This window comes from Polymorphospora rubra, from assembly GCF_018324255.1.
In the GTDB taxonomy this organism is placed as follows: domain Bacteria; phylum Actinomycetota; class Actinomycetes; order Mycobacteriales; family Micromonosporaceae; genus Polymorphospora; species Polymorphospora rubra.
The window spans coordinates 7,079,700-7,095,990 of the sequence record NZ_AP023359.1 but is presented as its reverse complement, the minus strand read 5'-3'; the positions used below and the strand labels follow the sequence as shown (position 1 = coordinate 7,095,990).

The window sequence follows — 16,291 nt, the reverse complement described above, 5'->3', positions numbered from 1 at the left end:
CGTGCGGATCGCGTTGTTCGTGACCTGCCTGGCGGACACCATGTTCCCCGAGGCGGCGAAGGCGACCGTTCGGCTGCTGGAACGGCTGGGCCACGAGGTGGTGTTCCCTGCGGGGCAGACCTGTTGCGGACAGATGCACATCAACACCGGCTACCAGGCCCGGGCCGTACCGCTGGTACGCCGGCACGTGCGCACCTTCGATCCGTACGACGTGATCGTCGCACCCTCCGGGTCGTGCGTCGGGTCGGTGCGCCACCAGCACGCGCTGGTGGCCCGCCGCGGCGGTGACGAACGGCTGGCCAGCCGGGCCGAGTCGGTGGCCGGGCGGACGTACGAGCTGTCCGAACTGCTGGTGGACGTGCTCGGGGTCACCGACGTCGCCGCCTACTTTCCGCACCGGGTGACCTATCACCCGACGTGCCACTCGCTGCGTTCGCTGCGGGTGGGGGACCGGCCGTTGCGCCTGCTGCGCGCGGTACGCGGGCTCGAACTGGTCGAGCTGCCGGCGGCCGAGCAGTGCTGCGGGTTCGGTGGCACGTTCGCGGTGAAGAACGCGGACACGTCGATCGCGATGCTGGCGGACAAGATGCGCCACGTGCTCTCCACCGGCGCGGACGTCTGTACGGCGGGCGACGCCTCGTGCCTGATGCACATCGGTGGCGGGCTGTCCCGGTTGCGGACGGGGGTGCGTACGGTGCACCTGGCCGAGATACTGGCCTCCACCGAGCAGGGCGGCAGCCCCGGCGAGCGAGGCGAACTGGTGGTGCGAACGTGACCCGGACCTTCCTCGGCATGCCGGCGACCGCGCCCGGGGGCGTCGGGCAGCTGCGGGGCGAGGAACCCTTCCCGGCCGCCGCACGGCGGGCCCTGGCCGATGCGCAACTGCGCCGCAACCTCGGGCATGCCACGGCGACGATCAGGGCGAAGTCCGGTGCGGTGATCGCCGAGGTGCCGGACTGGGAGCAGCTGCGGGCGGCCGGCTCCGCGATCAAGGCCGACGTGCTGGCCCGGCTGCCGGAACTGCTCGAGCAGCTGGAGGCGCGGGTGACGGCCGCCGGGGGAGTGGTGCACTGGGCCGCCGACGCGAACGAGGCGAACCGGATCGTCACCGACCTGGTCCGCGCCACCGGCAGCGACCGGGTGATCAAGGTCAAGTCGATGGCGACCCAGGAGATCGGCCTCAACGAGGCACTCGAGGCCGCCGGGATCATTCCGGTGGAGACCGATCTGGCCGAACTCATCGTGCAACTCGGTGACGACCGGCCGAGTCACATCCTGGTGCCGGCCATCCACCGTAACCGGGCCGAGATCCGGGAGATCTTCCTGCGGGCGATGCCGGGGGTGGACCGGGCGTTGACCGACGAGCCGGCGGACCTGGCGGCGGCGGCGCGTCGCTTCCTGCGACAGACGTTCCTGTCCACGTCGGTGGCGGTCTCCGGGGCGAACTTCGCCGTGGCGGAGACCGGCACGTTGGCGGTGGTGGAGTCCGAGGGCAACGGACGGATGTGTCTGACCCTGCCGGAGACGCTGATCACCGTGATGGGTGTGGAGAAGGTGGTGCCGACCTGGCGCGACCTGGAAGTCTTCCTGCAACTGCTGCCCCGGGCCTCGACCGGGGAGCGGATGAACCCCTACACCTCGATGTGGACGGGCGTGACCCCGGGCGACGGGCCCCAGGCGTTCCACCTGGTGCTGCTCGACAACGGTCGCAGCGCGGTACTCGCCGACGGGGTGGGCCGGCAGGCGCTGCACTGCATCCGCTGCTCCGCCTGCCTGAACGTCTGCCCCGTGTACGAGCGCACCGGCGGACACGCCTACGGGTCGGTCTACCCGGGCCCGATCGGTGCCGTGCTCTCCCCGCAGTTGACCGGGGTGGCGGACAACGCCTCCCTGCCGTACGCGTCGTCGCTCTGCGGGGCCTGCTACGACGCATGCCCCGTGAAAATCAACATTCCGGAACTGCTGGTGCACCTGCGCGACCAGGTTCCGCACCCGCGCGGTGAGTCGGTGGCCATGGCCGCCGCCGCGTACACCATGGACCACCCCGCACTCTTCGCGGCCGCGCAGCGTGCCGCGCGGCTGAGCCGGCTGGCCGGCCGGCGTGGCCGGGGCCTGCCGCCGCCGCTGTCCGGTTGGACCGCCGGCCGTGACCTGCCCGAGCCGCCGGTGGAGACCTTCCGGGAATGGTGGGCGAAGCGGTGAGCAGCCGGGATCTGATCCTCGGCCGGCTGCGCGCCGCGATCGCCGACGGCACCGATCCCGTCCGGGTGCCGCGCGACTACCGGCGGGAGGGCACGGCAGACCTCGACCTGCTGGTGGAACGGCTGACCGACTACCGGGCCCGGGTGCACCGGGTGCCCGAGACCGCCGTCGCCGACACGGTCGCCGGCATCCTGCCGGCGTCCGCGACGGTCGTCGTACCACCGGGACTGTCGGCGGCCTGGCTGCCCCCGACCGTGACCGCGCTCCGCGACGACGGTCTGGACAACGCCCGGATCGCCGCCGCGGACGGCGTCGTCACGGCCGCCGCCGTCGCCGTGGTCGAGACCGGCACCGTCGTCCTCGACGGCTCGCCCGACCAGGGCCGCCGCGTCCTCAGCCTCCTGCCGGACCTGCACATCTGCGTCGTCCGCGCCGCCCAGGTGGTGGCCGGGGTGCCGGCGGCGCTCGGCCGACTCTCCCCGCACCGCCCGCTGACCTGGATCAGCGGGCCGTCGGCCACCAGCGACATCGAACTCAACCGGGTCGAGGGTGTGCACGGCCCCCGCACACTGCACGTCGTCCTGCTCTCCTGAACCGCCGCACCGCGACGCCCTCTTCAGCGGCGGAGCGCAGCGCACCCGGCGCGCACAGGATGTCGCGCTACCAGCCGCGCCCACCAACACCCCGGCGGCCGCCGCAACGGTCATCCTCCGGGGCGGACGGAGTCCGAGGCTGCGGTAGGCCCGGAGCCCGCACGCCCGTCACCGCCGCTTACGCACGTCTTCCCGGTTGAGTCGTGCGGTCGTGGACCGCGTTCGGCCGGCCACCACACATCCTCGGGTCCGACGCGGTGCAACTCGTACTTGCCGAGCGCACTGACGAGCAGCCTGACCTCGAGTTCCAGGCATTTCACCAGGCGCTCCAGACCGGCGTGGGGATCCTCGTCGACGGCGATGAGGGCTGCCCGGCCGAGGCCGACCGCACGGGCGCCAAGAGCGAGGCACTTGACGAGGCGACTTCCTTCCCACATGCGGCCGCTGGCGAGGAGGCAACCCTCGGGTTGACCGATGCGGCGCAGGCACTCGGCCAGGGGCAGTCCGACGTGCTCGAGCATGGCGTACGGAGCCCAGCCCGAACCGGCTTCGGCGCCGTCCACGGTCACGGCGTCCGCACCTGCGTCCCAGGCGGCGGCGGCGGCTTCGCGGATGTCGCGTCCCGGATGCAGCTTCACCCATACCTGGGCGCGAGGGAAGTTGTTTCGCATGAGCCTGATCTGCATGCGCAGGATTTCGCTGGTGAATGTGCCCGGACTGCTGTACCGGAGTAAATGGCGCATATCGTTCGAGTGGTCCTCGATGCGGTAGACCCCGTCCAGGCGTGCCGCCGCTTCCTGGTCGACCAAGGTGATACCGCCCAGCCCCGGCTTTGCGCCCTGTCCCACCTTGAGCTCGAATCCCAGCCTTCCGGTGGACAGGAGCGCCGCCGCGGTCGGATCGCTGTAGATCGTGTTCCACACCTCCATGTCCGCGTCCTCGGTGCTCTGTTGCACGACCACCCCACCGCAGTCGCCGGTCGCCTCTTCCAGGTAGGCGCGAATCCGGCGTAGCAACAGGCTCTCGGTTCCTGGGTCGACGCGACCGTAGTGGCCGTAGGTGGGAACGATGTTCTCGCCAATCACCATCGGCACGCCGAGCCGACCCGCCTGCCGAGCCACGGCCACCCCGATGTCGCCGCCGGAGACCTGGGTGGAGCCGAACGCCGAGACGTACAGGGGCAGTGAACTCTGGAATCCGCCGAGGGATGTGCGCAGGGCTACATCCGCGTGCAGTGGTTCTCGACCCAGCTCGACGAGCTTGGACACCCGGTCGGGTACGAAGACCGGAGGTACGAGCCGCATGCTGTCGATCTGGTCGACCGGCGCGGCGCCATACCGCTGCCCGAACACCGTGCCCCCATACTCTTCAGTGGGCGGGAAAGCGGCTTCCACCCCGAGTCGGGCCCGCTCGCGGATCGCCACATCGGGCATGCCTACGACCTTCACCGCAGACCTCCCATCGGCCGCCGCCAGGCTGCGTCTGGGCCGCTGTCCGGCACCCTCCCGCGGCAATTCTCCGCCGGCGTCACCCTGTTCCTCCTGCTGAGCTGACAGCACGCTGATGTCGGGCAACCACCCGGTGCAGGTATCTGTCGAACTCCGCCATCGGCGCCCCGTCGTCGAAGACCGCGTCGTACCCGCTGTCCACGAGCTTCGCGACGACGTGCAGCGGCTGTCGCCCGCCGACGCCCAGCTTGCCTCCGATGACAACCGGCTTGTCACTCATCGCAGGTATCGAGCGGATCCTCCGAATGACGCGCAGACCGTCGGTGACGCCGTGCCCGTTCAGGGTGCTCACGACCACGAGGTCGGGCACTCGGCGTCGGCACTCCTGGACAATCAGCTCGTCGGGCACGCACGGCCCGAGATTCACCACGTCGTAGCCCAGCCCTTCCAGGTGTATCTGAAGAAAGACCAGATTCCAGGTGTGTGAATCAGATTGCAGTGTGGTCAGCAGGGCAGTATCTCGGCGGCGGGGGCGGTGGGCCCGTCACCGGAGTCGATTCGCACGATGGAACGCGTCGTCGTCACGATCATCCTTCTTGTGCCCTAGGGCGAGACGATACCGGGGAGCTTGGGAAAGGCGCTCGCTTCCCAGGTGGATTCCAGACCGGCGATGTAGCGCACCAGGCGCTCGAGGCCGATGCCGAATCCGGCGCTCGCCGGGATCCCTTGCTTCATCATGCCCAGATACCAGGCGTACTTGGCGGGGTTCTCCCCTGTCTCTCGCATCCTCAGCACGATCCGGGCATAGTCCGCCTCACGCTCACTACCGCTGGCGAGTTCGCCGTACCCCTCTCCCGCGATGAGGTCGAAGTTGCGGAGCAGGCCAGGGACTTCCGTGCTCTCACGATCATAAAACCCGCGTGAGCCCTTGGGATAGTCGGTCACGAAGAAGGGAGTGCCGACGATTGCGGACAGCAGCGCCTCGCCCTTCCAGGAGAGTTCCGACGCCTCGTCCTGGGGACAGCCCGCATTGTGCAGGAGCTTCACCGCCTCCGCATGCGTGACGCTGGTAAAGGGCTTGGCGGCCGCGTCCGCCAGGGCGGCAGTGTTGCGGCCGACCTTGCCCAGTTGGGTGGCTGCGGTGTCGAGCACCCGCCGGATCGCGTTGAGAACGATCTTCTCGGCCATCGCCATGGCGTCCTGTCGGGTCGCTCCCGCCATCTCTACGTCGAGCTGGTGGAACTCGCACAGGTGTCGCTGGGTCGATGCCGTTTCCAAGGGCTCAAGTCTGATGTTGGGAGCGACAAAGAAGACTCTTTCGTGATTGAGGAGGGCCGCCTGCTTGTAAAGAATGGCGCTGGTCATGAGCCGATAGCGGTGCCCGTAGTAGTCCACGTCAATCTGCTTGGATCCCCGGATCCCCGGGTCAGTCACCGGCCCCATGACCGGTGGTAGGAGTTCGATGAATCCCTCCGTACCCAGAAGGTCTCGTGTGGCGGCGAGCACAGCGTTCTGGATGGACATGACCGCTCTGGTTCGCGGGTGCGCGAGGTGCTCCCAGAGCGGAGGAAGTTGGACGCCGGAACCCGACGGCTCGTGACGGTGCATCATGCCCCTTTTATTCAATCGATGGGTGCGACAGGCTTCCTGCCCGCCAACTCGGGGCGGTCGAATCTGTCCCTGACGAGATTGAGGTCCGCAAGCAGGCCTTGCGACGTCAGCCGGACCGAGGGGCCGACGGGTTCGACTGTGGGACTAATCGGCATTGAACCAACATCAAGCCACTGCAGACGGCCCTGTGGATCGATGCGGCTACGAGTCCTGCCGGCATTGTCGGGATGCAGGCAGAAGGGTATGTCGAGGATTCCGCGGCGGAAGGCGATGTGGAGACCGCGCGAAAGGTCGGGCGAAAGCTCGAGCACCGCTTCGACGAGATTCCGTGCCTCCCGGTAGACGCAGTCGGAACCGGCGTTTCCCGGATCAGCCGGGTGCCGGTCGCCGGGGTGGCGGGCGGCATCATCGGCTTCTTCGAGCGCCTCGACGTTCTCCGCGATTGTGGGAATCCGATGTGCCTCTGCGGAGGTCTTCACGATGAGGCGTTCCATTCCGGTGGCCACCGCCAGGTGAGCCGCTTCCCGTAACAACTCGAGGGCACCCTTGCGGGTGCGTGGGTAGACGCCCATGTAGGCGTAGAGTACGAAATGGACATCGCGCGCTGGTACGAATTCCGTCGCGAGTCGGCGCATTGCCGCGACCGCTTCGATATCCTGCTCGAAGTGCGTCTGCTGTGCGTAACTCAATGACACGCTCGACACTCCGTGCAGGCAGAAGAACCTTGCCTCGAGAACGCTTAGTGCCACCAGCACGCTGGGCGGGCAAAGCTGCCCGAGTAGGCATCCACCAAATGTCTCGAGGTGGGCCGTGCCGCCGCTCTGGAATGCAAATTGAGAGGTCGCTTCGGACCAATTATTGATGGATTCCCGGAGCGGCACTCGCCCATAGGGGAGGCAGTACGAGACGGGACCACCCTCGGACGCATCGAGCCCCAGCCTGGAAAGCGCGGCGAAGATTGCGCCCGGCCGGGCCGAGCCGTGGCGCACCTGTACCGGGAAGCTTTCGGAAAGGATGCCGTCAAGTGCTTTTGCCGTTACGTCGGCGGGATGGTCGACAATTGGATAACCGTTGAGCTGCAATCCGTGCTCGAGCGCTGTCCGAACGTGCTCGTGATCGCCGACGCGAGTATAGCTGTCGACGGTTATGGTTCCCACGGTGTTAGCTCTCGCGGCTCTGGTCGCCGCCAATCCCGCTGCCATTCTTGCTGGCTCCGCGAATCCCATGCGGGGCTGCACGACGAGACCCTTCTCCGCGTACGCCGACCTGACGTACTCGCCGAAAGAACGAGGTTTGAGGGAGGAATAGTCGACAAGCGTCACCCGGGTCGCCTCTCCATGTTCGCTCGGCTTGGTGTCGATATCCCACCCGCTATGTGAGGCGATTGGCACCCGACCGGCAACGTTCTCTCCACGGACATCGACACCACTGTCATCGTGCCGACAGTAATCGCTCGCACTGTTTATCGATATGGTAATTGCCCGACGCTATTCAGTTGGGCAGTAGGGGCGGCAATTGGGCGGCAACTGATACGGCAGCCGCCCTTCGAGATCATGCCTGTAGTTCGAGCTTGAGTCGGCGTGTGTAGTGGGTTCGGGCTTGGTGGGATCGCCGGAACTGTGACCAGCGCAAACGGTGAGCGGGGTCGCGGGGATGACGAAGGTGTTGATCAGGCATCGAGTTTCGTTGACCGCGAGTCTGACTGAGGCCGTACGCCCGCGGCGGCCCAGCTGCCGGGAGGCCAGCGTCCAACGCTGCGGCGGTCATGTCGATGGCCAGCTCCGGCCGACTCGCGAAGTTGACCTCGTGCGGCACTGCCGCGGCCCGACGCTGTTCTCAGGATCTGCCGCTACCCGCCCGGGTTTCCGCGGTAACGCGCGGCCACCGTACGATCTTCGGTCACGTCCACAACCGATGATGATCGGCAGTGGCCGTCTGTCGAAACGAGGGCGACGTGGGTACGTTCGGAACCGGACCGTTCAGCAGTGACGGCGCACTGGACTTCCTTGACGAGGTCGCCGAACGCCCACCACAGCAGCGCGCCGAGGTGCTGCGGCGGGCGTTCGGCTACGTCGTTGCCAACCGCGACCTCCTTTGGCGGGAGTTCTTCCCCGACGAAGTCGTCGCGGCGGCAGCCCTCGTGGCCGCGGCCCTTCCCGGCGGCGAGCACCTACAGAACCGCCTTGCGCAGGTGTCCGACGAACCACGCGCGGTGATGCTGCCCGGGCCAGTGCCCGACCTCGCCGCGCCGGCGCTCGAAGCGTTGCGATTCGTGGCCGGACCCGGCGGGCCATGGCATCAGGGATGGACGACGGAGACCAACCGAGCTGAGGCCCAGCAGACCATCGACGGTCTCACCGCCATCCTCCGAGCGGCGAACTCATGAACCACCGAGCTTAGGCGGACTCGAGTTCGATCGCCGTGATGGCCAGCAACCGGCCGGATCCCGCGTCACGCATCGCCATGTCGGCGAGCTCGATCTCTGGATTCGCCGCGGAGCACCACCGGCGCACGGTGATCGTGAAGACGGCGCCGGGGTCGGCGTTGCCGAAGTACCCGACCTTCTGATCGATCACCTTGCGCTGCAGAAACCGCTCGTCGTCGCGTCCCAGCGATCGCCACAGGCGCAGCAGCGACGTGTCGAAGATGGAGAAGTACGCGGCGAAGTACACCAACCCGGCGCCGTTGAGGTCGCGCACGACATCCAGAGTGTACTCGTGCGTCTCCACCGGCCCGGTCACCGTGAAGCCCGCTGGCGGTTCCGAGCAGAAGGTGCCGGCCTCTCGTGCCCGACCCACTGAACGCGGCGAGTATTGGTTAGGCAGCCTCGGCAGGTGCTCGTACGTGAAGTCCAGGGGTGCGATCTCGGCCAGGCGCTGGTTGCTCCCCGGGCGGGTACGCGCGATCCACCGGTTGAAGTTCTCGGCGTAGAGGCAGTCCGGGTGTGGTCTGTCGTACGCCTCCTCCGGCGTGAGTGGAGCGCTACCCAGGGCGAGGTCGGCGGGCGCGAGCCGGTGCAGGGTGAGCACCGACTGACTGCCGAGCTGAAAGACCCGCGAGGTCACCTGCAGTTCGTCGCCGAAGGTCAGGCCGTGTGGATGGACCACCTTCCCGCCGCGTACCCGGTAGTAGTAGAACGACAGGTAAGCGGGCCGTCCCTCGGCGGTTCGTGCGGCGTGCACGTTGGTCCGGCAGGCCTCGGCCACCGCCTCCCAGGTCCAGTCGCCGATCCGGCCGAAGATCAGTGATCCGCCGCTGCACATTCCCGGCTCGACCACCATCCGTCGGGTCAGCGAGCCGTCGGCGCTCAGGATTGTCCGCATCATGTCTTCACCCCCATGGTCGAGGACCGCCATTCGGCGCAGGCCGCGAGAAAGGCGTCGTCGTCCTCGACAGAGCCGATCGAGACGCGTACGCCGTCGCCCGCGAACGCCCGCACGGCGATGTCCCGCTTGGCGCACCAGGTCCCGAAGGCCGACGCGTCCTCGCCGAGCTGCAGCCAAAGGAAGTTGCCTTGCCCGTCGGGCACCCGCCAGCCGGCGGCGAGCAGCGCGTCGCGGACCCGGGTGCGCTCGGCTACGGTGGCGTCGACCCGCCGCAGCAGTTCCTTCGCCAGGCCGAGTGCGGCCAGAGCCGCCAGCTGAGCCACCGCGTTCACCGAGTACGGCAGCGTGGCGCGCCGCAACCGGTCCACGACGCCGGGAGCACCCAGCAGGTAACCCACCCGCAGCCCGGCGAGCCCGTACGCCTTCGAGAAGGTCCGCAATACCACCACGTTCGGGTACGCGTCGCAAAGGGCCCGGCCGTCGGCGGCTCCTGGCGCGCGTACGTACTCGTGGTAGGCCTCGTCGAGCGCGACCAGGCAGGTAGGCGGAACCCGGTCAAGGAAGGCGCGCAGCTCGGAGTCGCCGACCACGGTACCGGTCGGGTTGTTAGGGCTGCACACGATAACCATGCGGGTCGCAGCGGTGATCCGCGCGGCCATGGCGGCCAGATCGTGGTCATCGCCGTCGAGGGGTACCCGGACGGAGGTGACTCCGGCGAGGTCGGCCATGACCGGGTAGATCTCGAACGAGCGCCAGGCGTAGAGGACCTCTGCGCCGGGCTCGGCGACCGCATGGAGGAGCAACTGCAGCAGGGCGACCGAACCGCCGCCGACCAGCACCCGGCCAGGATCCACGTCGTGAACGCGGGCGAGGGCGGCGGTCAGCTCGCAGCAGTCGGGGTCGGGGTAGCGGTTGATCGTCGCGCCCGCCGCCGTGACCACCTCGCGAATGCCCGGCAGCGGCGCGTGGGGCGACTCGTTGGCTGACAGCGGTCGCATGGTTGCGGCGCCACCGTACAGGCCCGCGGCGGGCTGGTAGCCGGGAAGGTCGTCGAGGACCGCGCGGAGAAGTGGCGCCGTCATGGCGCCTCCAGCGGACCGGAACCCAGCGGGCCGGAGCCTGACCGGCGCTGCTCCATCAGCCGCACGACGTCGGCAACCGTGACCGCCTCCAGCACCTCGTAGTCCTGCACCGCGATGCCGAGCCGGCTGTTCAACGCGGCGGCCAGTTCCACGGCGGCCAACGAGTCCAGGCCCACCTCGGCGCGGCTCGCCGTGGGGCGCACGTCCTCGGCGCGCATGTGCAGGTCCTCGACGAGGATGGCCTTGAGGACCTCATACACGGGTGCGGCTCCCCTCTCGCGCGCCGCCCGCCGCGCGCAGCGACTGCGCCACGTCGATGATCAGGTCCTCCTGCCCAGCCACCGCCTGCAGCCGACCCAGCTCGAAGAAGACGTCGCGTGGGTCGACGCCCTCCCGCTTGGAGATCTCCAGCACCCGCTTCTTGAACCCGGAGAACACTCCCGCCAGGCCGCTGACGATGCCGATCGAGTCGATCGTCGGCGGGGTGTCCATGAGTTCGCGCTCGGCGATGTCGGCCGCGTCCAGCAACTTGTAGAGGTCGATGCCGGTGCGGAAGCCAAGGCGCTCCAGGACTGGGACGACGACCTCGATCTGGGTATTGCCCGCCCCCGCGCCGAAGCCCCGGGCGCAGGCGTCGATGATGCCGGCGCCCGCCTCGGCGGCGGCGACCGAGTTGGCCACGGCCATGCCAAGGTTGTTGTGGCCGTGGAACATGACTGGCACGGTGACCGCGGCACGGATCGCCGCGATCCGCTCGGCGACGTCGCCCGGCAGGTACTGCCCGGCGGAGTCGAGGATGCCGACGCCGGTCGCACCGTACTCGACCAGTCGTACGCATTCTTCGGCCAGCCGCTGCGGACTGGCCATATGGCTCATCAGCAGGACACCGTGCGCATCGACACCGGCCTCGCGCAGGAAGCCGAGGTGCCGCTCGGCAAGGTTGCCCTCGGTGCAGTGGGTGCCGATGCGAACGAGGTCCACGCCGTGGTCGATGGCGCGCTTCAGGTCCCGCACGGCGCCCCAGCCGGGCAGCATGAACACGCCCATCCGGCTGTGCACCAGGGACTCGCGGACCGTCGACAGCATCTCGTCGTCGCTCACCCGGGCCCGGCCGACCTGCAGCGAGGAGGCGCCCAACCCGTTGCCGTGGCCGACCTCGACGACGGGGATGCCCGCACTGTCGGCGGCGGATGCGTAGGCGCGCAGCTGCTCCCGGCTGAGCTGATGGCCGACCGCGTGGTGGCCGTCGCGCAGGGAGGGGTCGTGGATGAGGACGGGCCGGCCACCACCGCCCCCGTGATCTGGCTGGGTCATGGCGTCTCCGCGGGTTCGGGCCGGCTCGCCGCGTACTTCTCGGCGACGTGAAGCGCGGCGGAGTTGATGATGTCCAGGTTGCCCGCATACTCAGGGATGCGGTCGCCGGTTGAGGTGACCTCCACGGCGACGAAGGCCTTCTCGCCGTCGACGGTGCACGCCGTCACGGCGAATCCGGGAAGAAACGAGCGCAGCCGCTGCGCGGCTGCGTCGACGGCCGCGCGTACGGAGCCGGCGGCGAGGTCCCGCCCGAGCATCGACATGGCGACCCGGAAGCGGGCCGGCGGGGTGGCGGGACTGATGTTGAGGATCGACTTGACCTCCTTGACCCCGGTGAAGTGGCGCACCGCGTCCTGGGTGGTCTCGATGTACTCGTCGAGGTTGAGCCGGGTTCCGCGGCCCACGCTCAGGGTGGCGGCCGTGGTCACCACCTCGACATAGTCCACCCGGTGGGCCCGGGTGATCGCGTGCAGCACCGGGATCGACGCCTGTCCGCCGCAGCTCACCATGTTGATGTCGCGGTGCCCGACGATGTCGGAGCCGTTCACCGTCGGTACCACCATGTGCCCGATCTTGCTCGGGGTCAGGTCGATCAGCATGGTGCCCCGCGGCACCAGCCGTTCAGCGTGCTCGGCGTGCGCCATCGCGTTGGTGGCGTCGAACGCCACGTCCACCGGCTCGCCAACGTCTACAAGCGACGCGACGCCCGCGCCTGACACCGGCATGCCGAGCGCGGCCAGCCGCCGCAGGCCCGCGGTGTTCTCGTCCCGGCCCACGACGAGCCGCAGGTCGAGCGAGCCGGAGCGCATCACCTTGGTGGCCAGGTCGGCACCGATGAGGCCGGCGCCGAGCACGGCCACGGAAAGCCGCCCGTTTCGTCTCATGTCGTTGTGCCTTCCCTTCAGGGTTCGTCGACGGCCAAGGTGACGGCGCCCAGCCGGTCGAACTCGGCGATGAAGGCGTCGCCCGCGCTCAGCGGGACCGCCGCGTGCAGCGCTCCCGTCATGATCAATTGACCGGCCTCCAGGACGGTCCCGTGCTCGCCGAGTGTGTTGGCCAGCCAGGCCACCACGGCCGCGGGATCGCCCAACGCCGCTGCCCCCGCGCCGGTCGCCACCAGTGTCCCGCCCCGGGAGAAGGCCATGCCGAGCAGCCGGTAATCGACGGCCGGGTCCACCGGCAGCGGAGTGCCGAGCACGACCGCGCCGTTGGAGGCCAGGTCGGCGACGGTATCGGCGAGCCGGATCCGCCAGTCCTCGATCCGCGAGTCCACGATCTCCAGCCCGGCCATCACCTCGGCCACGGCCGCGCGGGCCTGTCCGGTCGTCACACCCGGGCCGCGCAGCGGGCTGCCGAGCCGGAAGACGATCTCCGCTTCGACCTTGGGCGCGATGAAAGCCTCGGTGGACACAATCGACCCGTTGGCGAGCACGGTGGAAGCGAACACGGGGCCGTAGTCGGGGGTGTCGACGCCGAACATCTGCTGCATCGGTGCGGAGGTGAGCCCCGCCTTGTACCCGACGACCGCCTCCCCGTCGGCGAGCAGCATCGCGGTCAGCTCCTGCTGGACGGCGTACCCGTCGGCCATGTCGAGCGACGGGTCCTGATCGGTGAAGGGTGCGATGGGCACCCGTTTGGCACGTGCCTCGTAAAGGGCACGTGCCCGGTCCCGGGCCTGGCCGATGGACTGGTTCATCACGTCCCTTTCAGACTGCGGCGACGAAGACCCTGCTGCCCGGCATGCCGAGCGGCTCGCTGGACACCTCCCTGAAACCGGCTCGTCCGAGCGCCTCGCGCCAGTGCTCCTCGGTTGGCAGACGTACGTCCATGGAGCTGGCGTGCAGGTAGCTGAAGAGGGCGCTGAACGCGCGCTCGCGCGAATTCCCGACGTACGGCACGGCGTCGGTGACCACGAAGCAACCATCGCGCGTCAGCGACTCACGCACGGTGCGTAGTACGCCATGGAGGACATCGGGATCGCTCACCACATCGTGCATCACGAAGCCCGCGTGCACCAGGTCGGCGCCTCGCACCGGCTCGGGGTCGTCGATGAGCGACTCGATGGAGCGGTGCACCACCTCGAAGCGGTCGCCCACCTCGGCGCGGCGAGCGGCCTTCTCGGCCTCATCGCAAGCGCCGGCGCTCAGGTCTAGAGCGAGGCCCGTGCTGTCGGGCAGGGCAGTGAGCAATTGGATCAGCAGGCCACCCGCGCCAGCCCCCAGGTCGACGATGCGTTGCGGCTTACGGGCGGTGATCTCGGCGATCACCCCGGGATAGAAGCCACGCGACCCGATCCACCGGGAGGAGACCGCGACCCGGCGTCCGTCCCGCTGATACCGGGCGCCGGCTCCCTCTGGATCGCGCAGGAACAGCGCCGCGTGGTCGAGGTAGGGCCGGTTTGCGTTCAGCGACCAGGAGAGATAGCCGGCCTCGTAGCGGCGGTCGGCCAGGTCGGGGGCGGGCAGGTACCGCCCGTCGGCTTCACCGGGCTCGATCAGGCCCGCCGAGACCAGGGCATCGAGGAACATCCGCATACCCGCCTCGGGCACGTCTGCGGTCCGCGCTGCCGCACTGAGGTCGAACGGCACACCGCGGTCCAGCAGCGCGGAGAGGCCGAGGTTCTCGGCGATCTCCAGGAGTGCCGTGTTCGCGGCCAGGTCGGCGGCGATTTCCTTGGAATCAGAACTCTTCATTGTGCGCTCCTGCGATCGAGGAAGGCGATGCCGGACGCGACGCGCCAGTACGCGCGCTGGATACGGGCCGGGTGCGGCCGGAGCGTCTGAGGCTTAAGCAGGACATTGCCAACCGAGCTTCTCGACCGTCAACGGCGCCTGGAGTAACCGCCGCCCAACTGCCTACCCCGGCGGTGAGCGGCACCGGCGGTGAAGATCTGCCCGCAGGCAACCGGCAGGAAAAGGGCAACTCGCAGGCAACCGGTCCGTCGGCGGCGCCGGCGAGATGGTATCGGGGTCACCATGGAAGGCATGCCAGACGCCCGCGATGCATCGCACGTTCTCCTGTCGCCTCGCCGCGTCGCCGAGGAGTACGTCGATCAGCTCGTCGCCCTCGATCCCGTCGAGGGCACCTATCTGGGCGACGCCGCCAGCCACAGCCGACTGCCGGACTACTCGTCGGACGGCCGGCAGCAGCTCACCGACCTCGCGGGGGAGACGCTCGCCCGCCTTGCCGAGGCCGAGGCGGTGCCGGGCAGCCTGGACGATCCGGCCGAGCAGGGGTGCGCTCGGCTGTTGCGGGAGCGACTCTCCGCGCAACGAGCGATGCACGAATCGGGAGAGACGCTGAGGGACGTCTCAAACGTATTCTCGCCGGTCCACCGGGTCCGGATGGCCTTCACATTGGCGCCCACCGAGACCGAGGAGGACTGGCGGGCCGTGGCGAGCCGGCTGACCGCGGTGCCCGCTTGCCTGGCTGGCTACCGCTCCTCGCTCGCCGAGGGCCTGCGCCGCAGCCTGCCCGGCGGGCCGCGTCAGGTCACGGCCATGATCAGGCAGTTGGACGAGTGGATCGGCGTGGACGGCGGCTGGTTCGCTCGGTTCGCCGCGGCCGGGCCCGAGCCGCTGCGAAGGGACCTCGACACGGCCGTCGAGTTGGCGAACGGCGCGCTCGGCGACCTGCGGACATGGTTGAGCGACACGTACGCCCCGAGCGTCGCGGGAACCCCCGACGTGGTGGGGCGGGACCGTTACCTGCTGGCATCGCGCTACTGGAACGGCAACGACCTGGACTTCGCGGAGGCGTACGAATACGGCTGGTCGGAGTTTCACCGGCTGCTCGACGAGATGCGCGTCGAGGCCGAGGCGATCCTGCCGGGTGCCGAGTCCCCGTGGGCGGTTACCCGCCATCTCGACATCAACGGGCAGGGCGTCGATGGTGCGGAGCCCACCCGCGAATGGTTGCAGCGCCTGATGGAGGAGGCGATCGGCCAACTCGACGGGACGCACTTCGACATCCCCGAGCCGGTCAAGCAGGTCGAGTCGTGTCTCGCGCCGGCCGGTAGCGCGCCCGCGCCGTACTACACGGCCCCCGCGCGCGACTTCAGCCGCCCGGGGCGGACCTGGCTTCCGCACGTCGGCCGCGACCGCTTTCCCGCCCATGAGTTCGTCTCCACCTGGTATCACGAGGGCGTGCCAGGACACCACCTGCAGCTGGCCCAGTGGGTGCACGCCGCGTCCCGGCTGTCGCGATACCAGACAGGCGTAGGCATGGTCAGTGCCAACGCCGAGGGCTGGGCGCTCTACGCCGAGCGTCTCATGGACGAACTCGGCTTCCTCGACGACCACGAGCACCGGCTCGGTTACCTCGACGCGCAGATGCTGCGCTCCATCCGGGTCATCGTCGACCTCGGCATGCATCTGCGCCTGCCGATTCCCGACCACTCGCCGTTCCACGCCGGCGAGACCTGGACCCCGGAGCTGGCCGAACAGTTCCTGTTGGCGCACCAGGGCCGGCATCCTGACGTGATCCGTAGCGAGATCATCCGCTATCAGGGCGCGCCTGGGCAGGCGATCGGCTACAAGCTCGGTGAGCGGGTGTGGCTGCGCGGCCGGGAGGCGGCCCGACGGGCGCGCGGTGCGGACTTCGACCTCAGGGCGTGGCACATGGCCGCACTCAACCTGGGATCGCTGGGCCTGGATGACCTGGAGGAGCGGCTGGCCACGCTGTAGCCGCCGATCTCGGCCGGCTTCGTGAGGGGG

General features: G+C 69.0%; 16 protein-coding genes. 5 read left to right on the top strand and 11 right to left on the bottom strand.

The annotated features are described in order from the left end of the window. Nucleotide 1 precedes the first annotated feature (1 nt). The 3 genes from Prubr_RS31075 to Prubr_RS31065 are packed head-to-tail and all read left to right on the top strand — an operon-like array spanning nt 2 to nt 2,795. Entirely contained in the window at nt 2-775 is a 774-nt protein-coding gene (locus tag Prubr_RS31075; RefSeq protein ID WP_212818534.1) for a (Fe-S)-binding protein, read from the top strand. 17 nt (nt 776-792) lie between these two features. After that, nucleotides 793-2,202 (top strand): lactate utilization protein B, encoded by a 1,410-nt coding sequence (locus tag Prubr_RS31070; protein WP_212828746.1) that lies wholly within the window; start codon nt 793-795, stop codon nt 2,200-2,202. Then, on the top strand, nt 2,184-2,795 hold the full coding sequence (locus tag Prubr_RS31065) for a LutC/YkgG family protein (RefSeq protein WP_212818532.1): 612 nt from the start codon (nt 2,184-2,186) through the stop codon (nt 2,793-2,795). Before Prubr_RS31070 ends, Prubr_RS31065 begins: the two co-directional genes overlap by 19 nt. Nucleotides 2,796-2,905: 110 nt before the next feature. Here Prubr_RS31065 and Prubr_RS31060 read toward each other — a convergent pair whose 3' ends face one another. The 4 genes from Prubr_RS31060 to Prubr_RS31045 form a co-directional block, all read right to left on the bottom strand. Beyond that, nucleotides 2,906-4,228, bottom strand: a complete 1,323-nt coding sequence (locus Prubr_RS31060; RefSeq protein ID WP_212818529.1) for a glutamate synthase-related protein — start codon at nt 4,226-4,228, stop codon at nt 2,906-2,908. A 94-nt stretch (nt 4,229-4,322) separates the two neighbouring features. Beyond that, nucleotides 4,323-4,751, bottom strand: a complete 429-nt coding sequence (locus Prubr_RS31055) for a cobalamin B12-binding domain-containing protein (RefSeq protein WP_281425961.1) — start codon at nt 4,749-4,751, stop codon at nt 4,323-4,325. Between the two features lie 95 nt (nt 4,752-4,846). Beyond that, a complete protein-coding gene (locus Prubr_RS31050) occupies nt 4,847-5,851 on the bottom strand; it encodes an asparagine synthetase A (protein WP_212828744.1) in 1,005 nt (334 codons plus the stop codon). Between the two features lie 14 nt (nt 5,852-5,865). After that, nucleotides 5,866-7,176 carry a methylaspartate mutase gene (locus tag Prubr_RS31045; protein ID WP_212818527.1) on the bottom strand — a complete coding sequence of 437 codons (1,311 nt, stop codon included), beginning with the start codon at nt 7,174-7,176 and terminating at the stop codon, nt 5,866-5,868. 632 nt (nt 7,177-7,808) lie between these two features. On the opposite strand from Prubr_RS31045, the gene Prubr_RS31040 reads away from it, so the two are divergent. Beyond that, a complete protein-coding gene (locus Prubr_RS31040; protein ID WP_212818525.1) occupies nt 7,809-8,240 on the top strand; it encodes a DUF4259 domain-containing protein in 432 nt (143 codons plus the stop codon). A gap of 10 nt (nt 8,241-8,250) precedes the next feature. Here the strand turns inward: Prubr_RS31040 and Prubr_RS31035 are convergent, their stop codons facing one another. The 7 genes from Prubr_RS31035 to Prubr_RS31005 all read right to left on the bottom strand — a co-directional run bounded on the left by Prubr_RS31035 (nt 8,251) and on the right by Prubr_RS31005 (nt 14,269). Further along, nucleotides 8,251-9,180, bottom strand: a complete 930-nt coding sequence (locus Prubr_RS31035; protein ID WP_246567891.1) for an LnmK family bifunctional acyltransferase/decarboxylase — start codon at nt 9,178-9,180, stop codon at nt 8,251-8,253. After that, the gene (locus tag Prubr_RS31030) at nt 9,177-10,262 is read right to left on the bottom strand and encodes a histidinol-phosphate transaminase (RefSeq protein WP_212818523.1); all 1,086 of its coding nucleotides are present in this window, start codon (nt 10,260-10,262) and stop codon (nt 9,177-9,179) included. Before Prubr_RS31030 ends, Prubr_RS31035 begins: the two co-directional genes overlap by 4 nt. After that, entirely contained in the window at nt 10,259-10,522 is a 264-nt protein-coding gene (locus Prubr_RS31025) for an acyl carrier protein (protein ID WP_212818521.1), read from the bottom strand. Before Prubr_RS31025 ends, Prubr_RS31030 begins: the two co-directional genes overlap by 4 nt. Further along, nucleotides 10,515-11,576, bottom strand: coding sequence for a 4-hydroxy-2-oxovalerate aldolase (gene dmpG / locus Prubr_RS31020; RefSeq protein WP_212818519.1), 1,062 nt, complete (start codon nt 11,574-11,576; stop codon nt 10,515-10,517). The genes Prubr_RS31025 and dmpG overlap by 8 nt, the downstream gene beginning before the upstream one ends. Continuing rightward, the gene (locus Prubr_RS31015; protein WP_212818517.1) at nt 11,573-12,460 is read right to left on the bottom strand and encodes an acetaldehyde dehydrogenase (acetylating); all 888 of its coding nucleotides are present in this window, start codon (nt 12,458-12,460) and stop codon (nt 11,573-11,575) included. Before Prubr_RS31015 ends, dmpG begins: the two co-directional genes overlap by 4 nt. 17 nt (nt 12,461-12,477) lie before the next feature. After that, the gene (locus Prubr_RS31010) at nt 12,478-13,206 is read right to left on the bottom strand and encodes a 2-keto-4-pentenoate hydratase (RefSeq protein WP_246567889.1); all 729 of its coding nucleotides are present in this window, start codon (nt 13,204-13,206) and stop codon (nt 12,478-12,480) included. A 76-nt stretch (nt 13,207-13,282) separates the two neighbouring features. Further along, the gene (locus Prubr_RS31005) at nt 13,283-14,269 is read right to left on the bottom strand and encodes a class I SAM-dependent methyltransferase (RefSeq protein WP_212818512.1); all 987 of its coding nucleotides are present in this window, start codon (nt 14,267-14,269) and stop codon (nt 13,283-13,285) included. A gap of 291 nt (nt 14,270-14,560) precedes the next feature. On the opposite strand from Prubr_RS31005, the gene Prubr_RS31000 reads away from it, so the two are divergent. After that, nucleotides 14,561-16,261 carry a DUF885 domain-containing protein gene (locus Prubr_RS31000; protein WP_212818510.1) on the top strand — a complete coding sequence of 567 codons (1,701 nt, stop codon included), beginning with the start codon at nt 14,561-14,563 and terminating at the stop codon, nt 16,259-16,261. Nucleotides 16,262-16,291 lie beyond the last annotated feature (30 nt).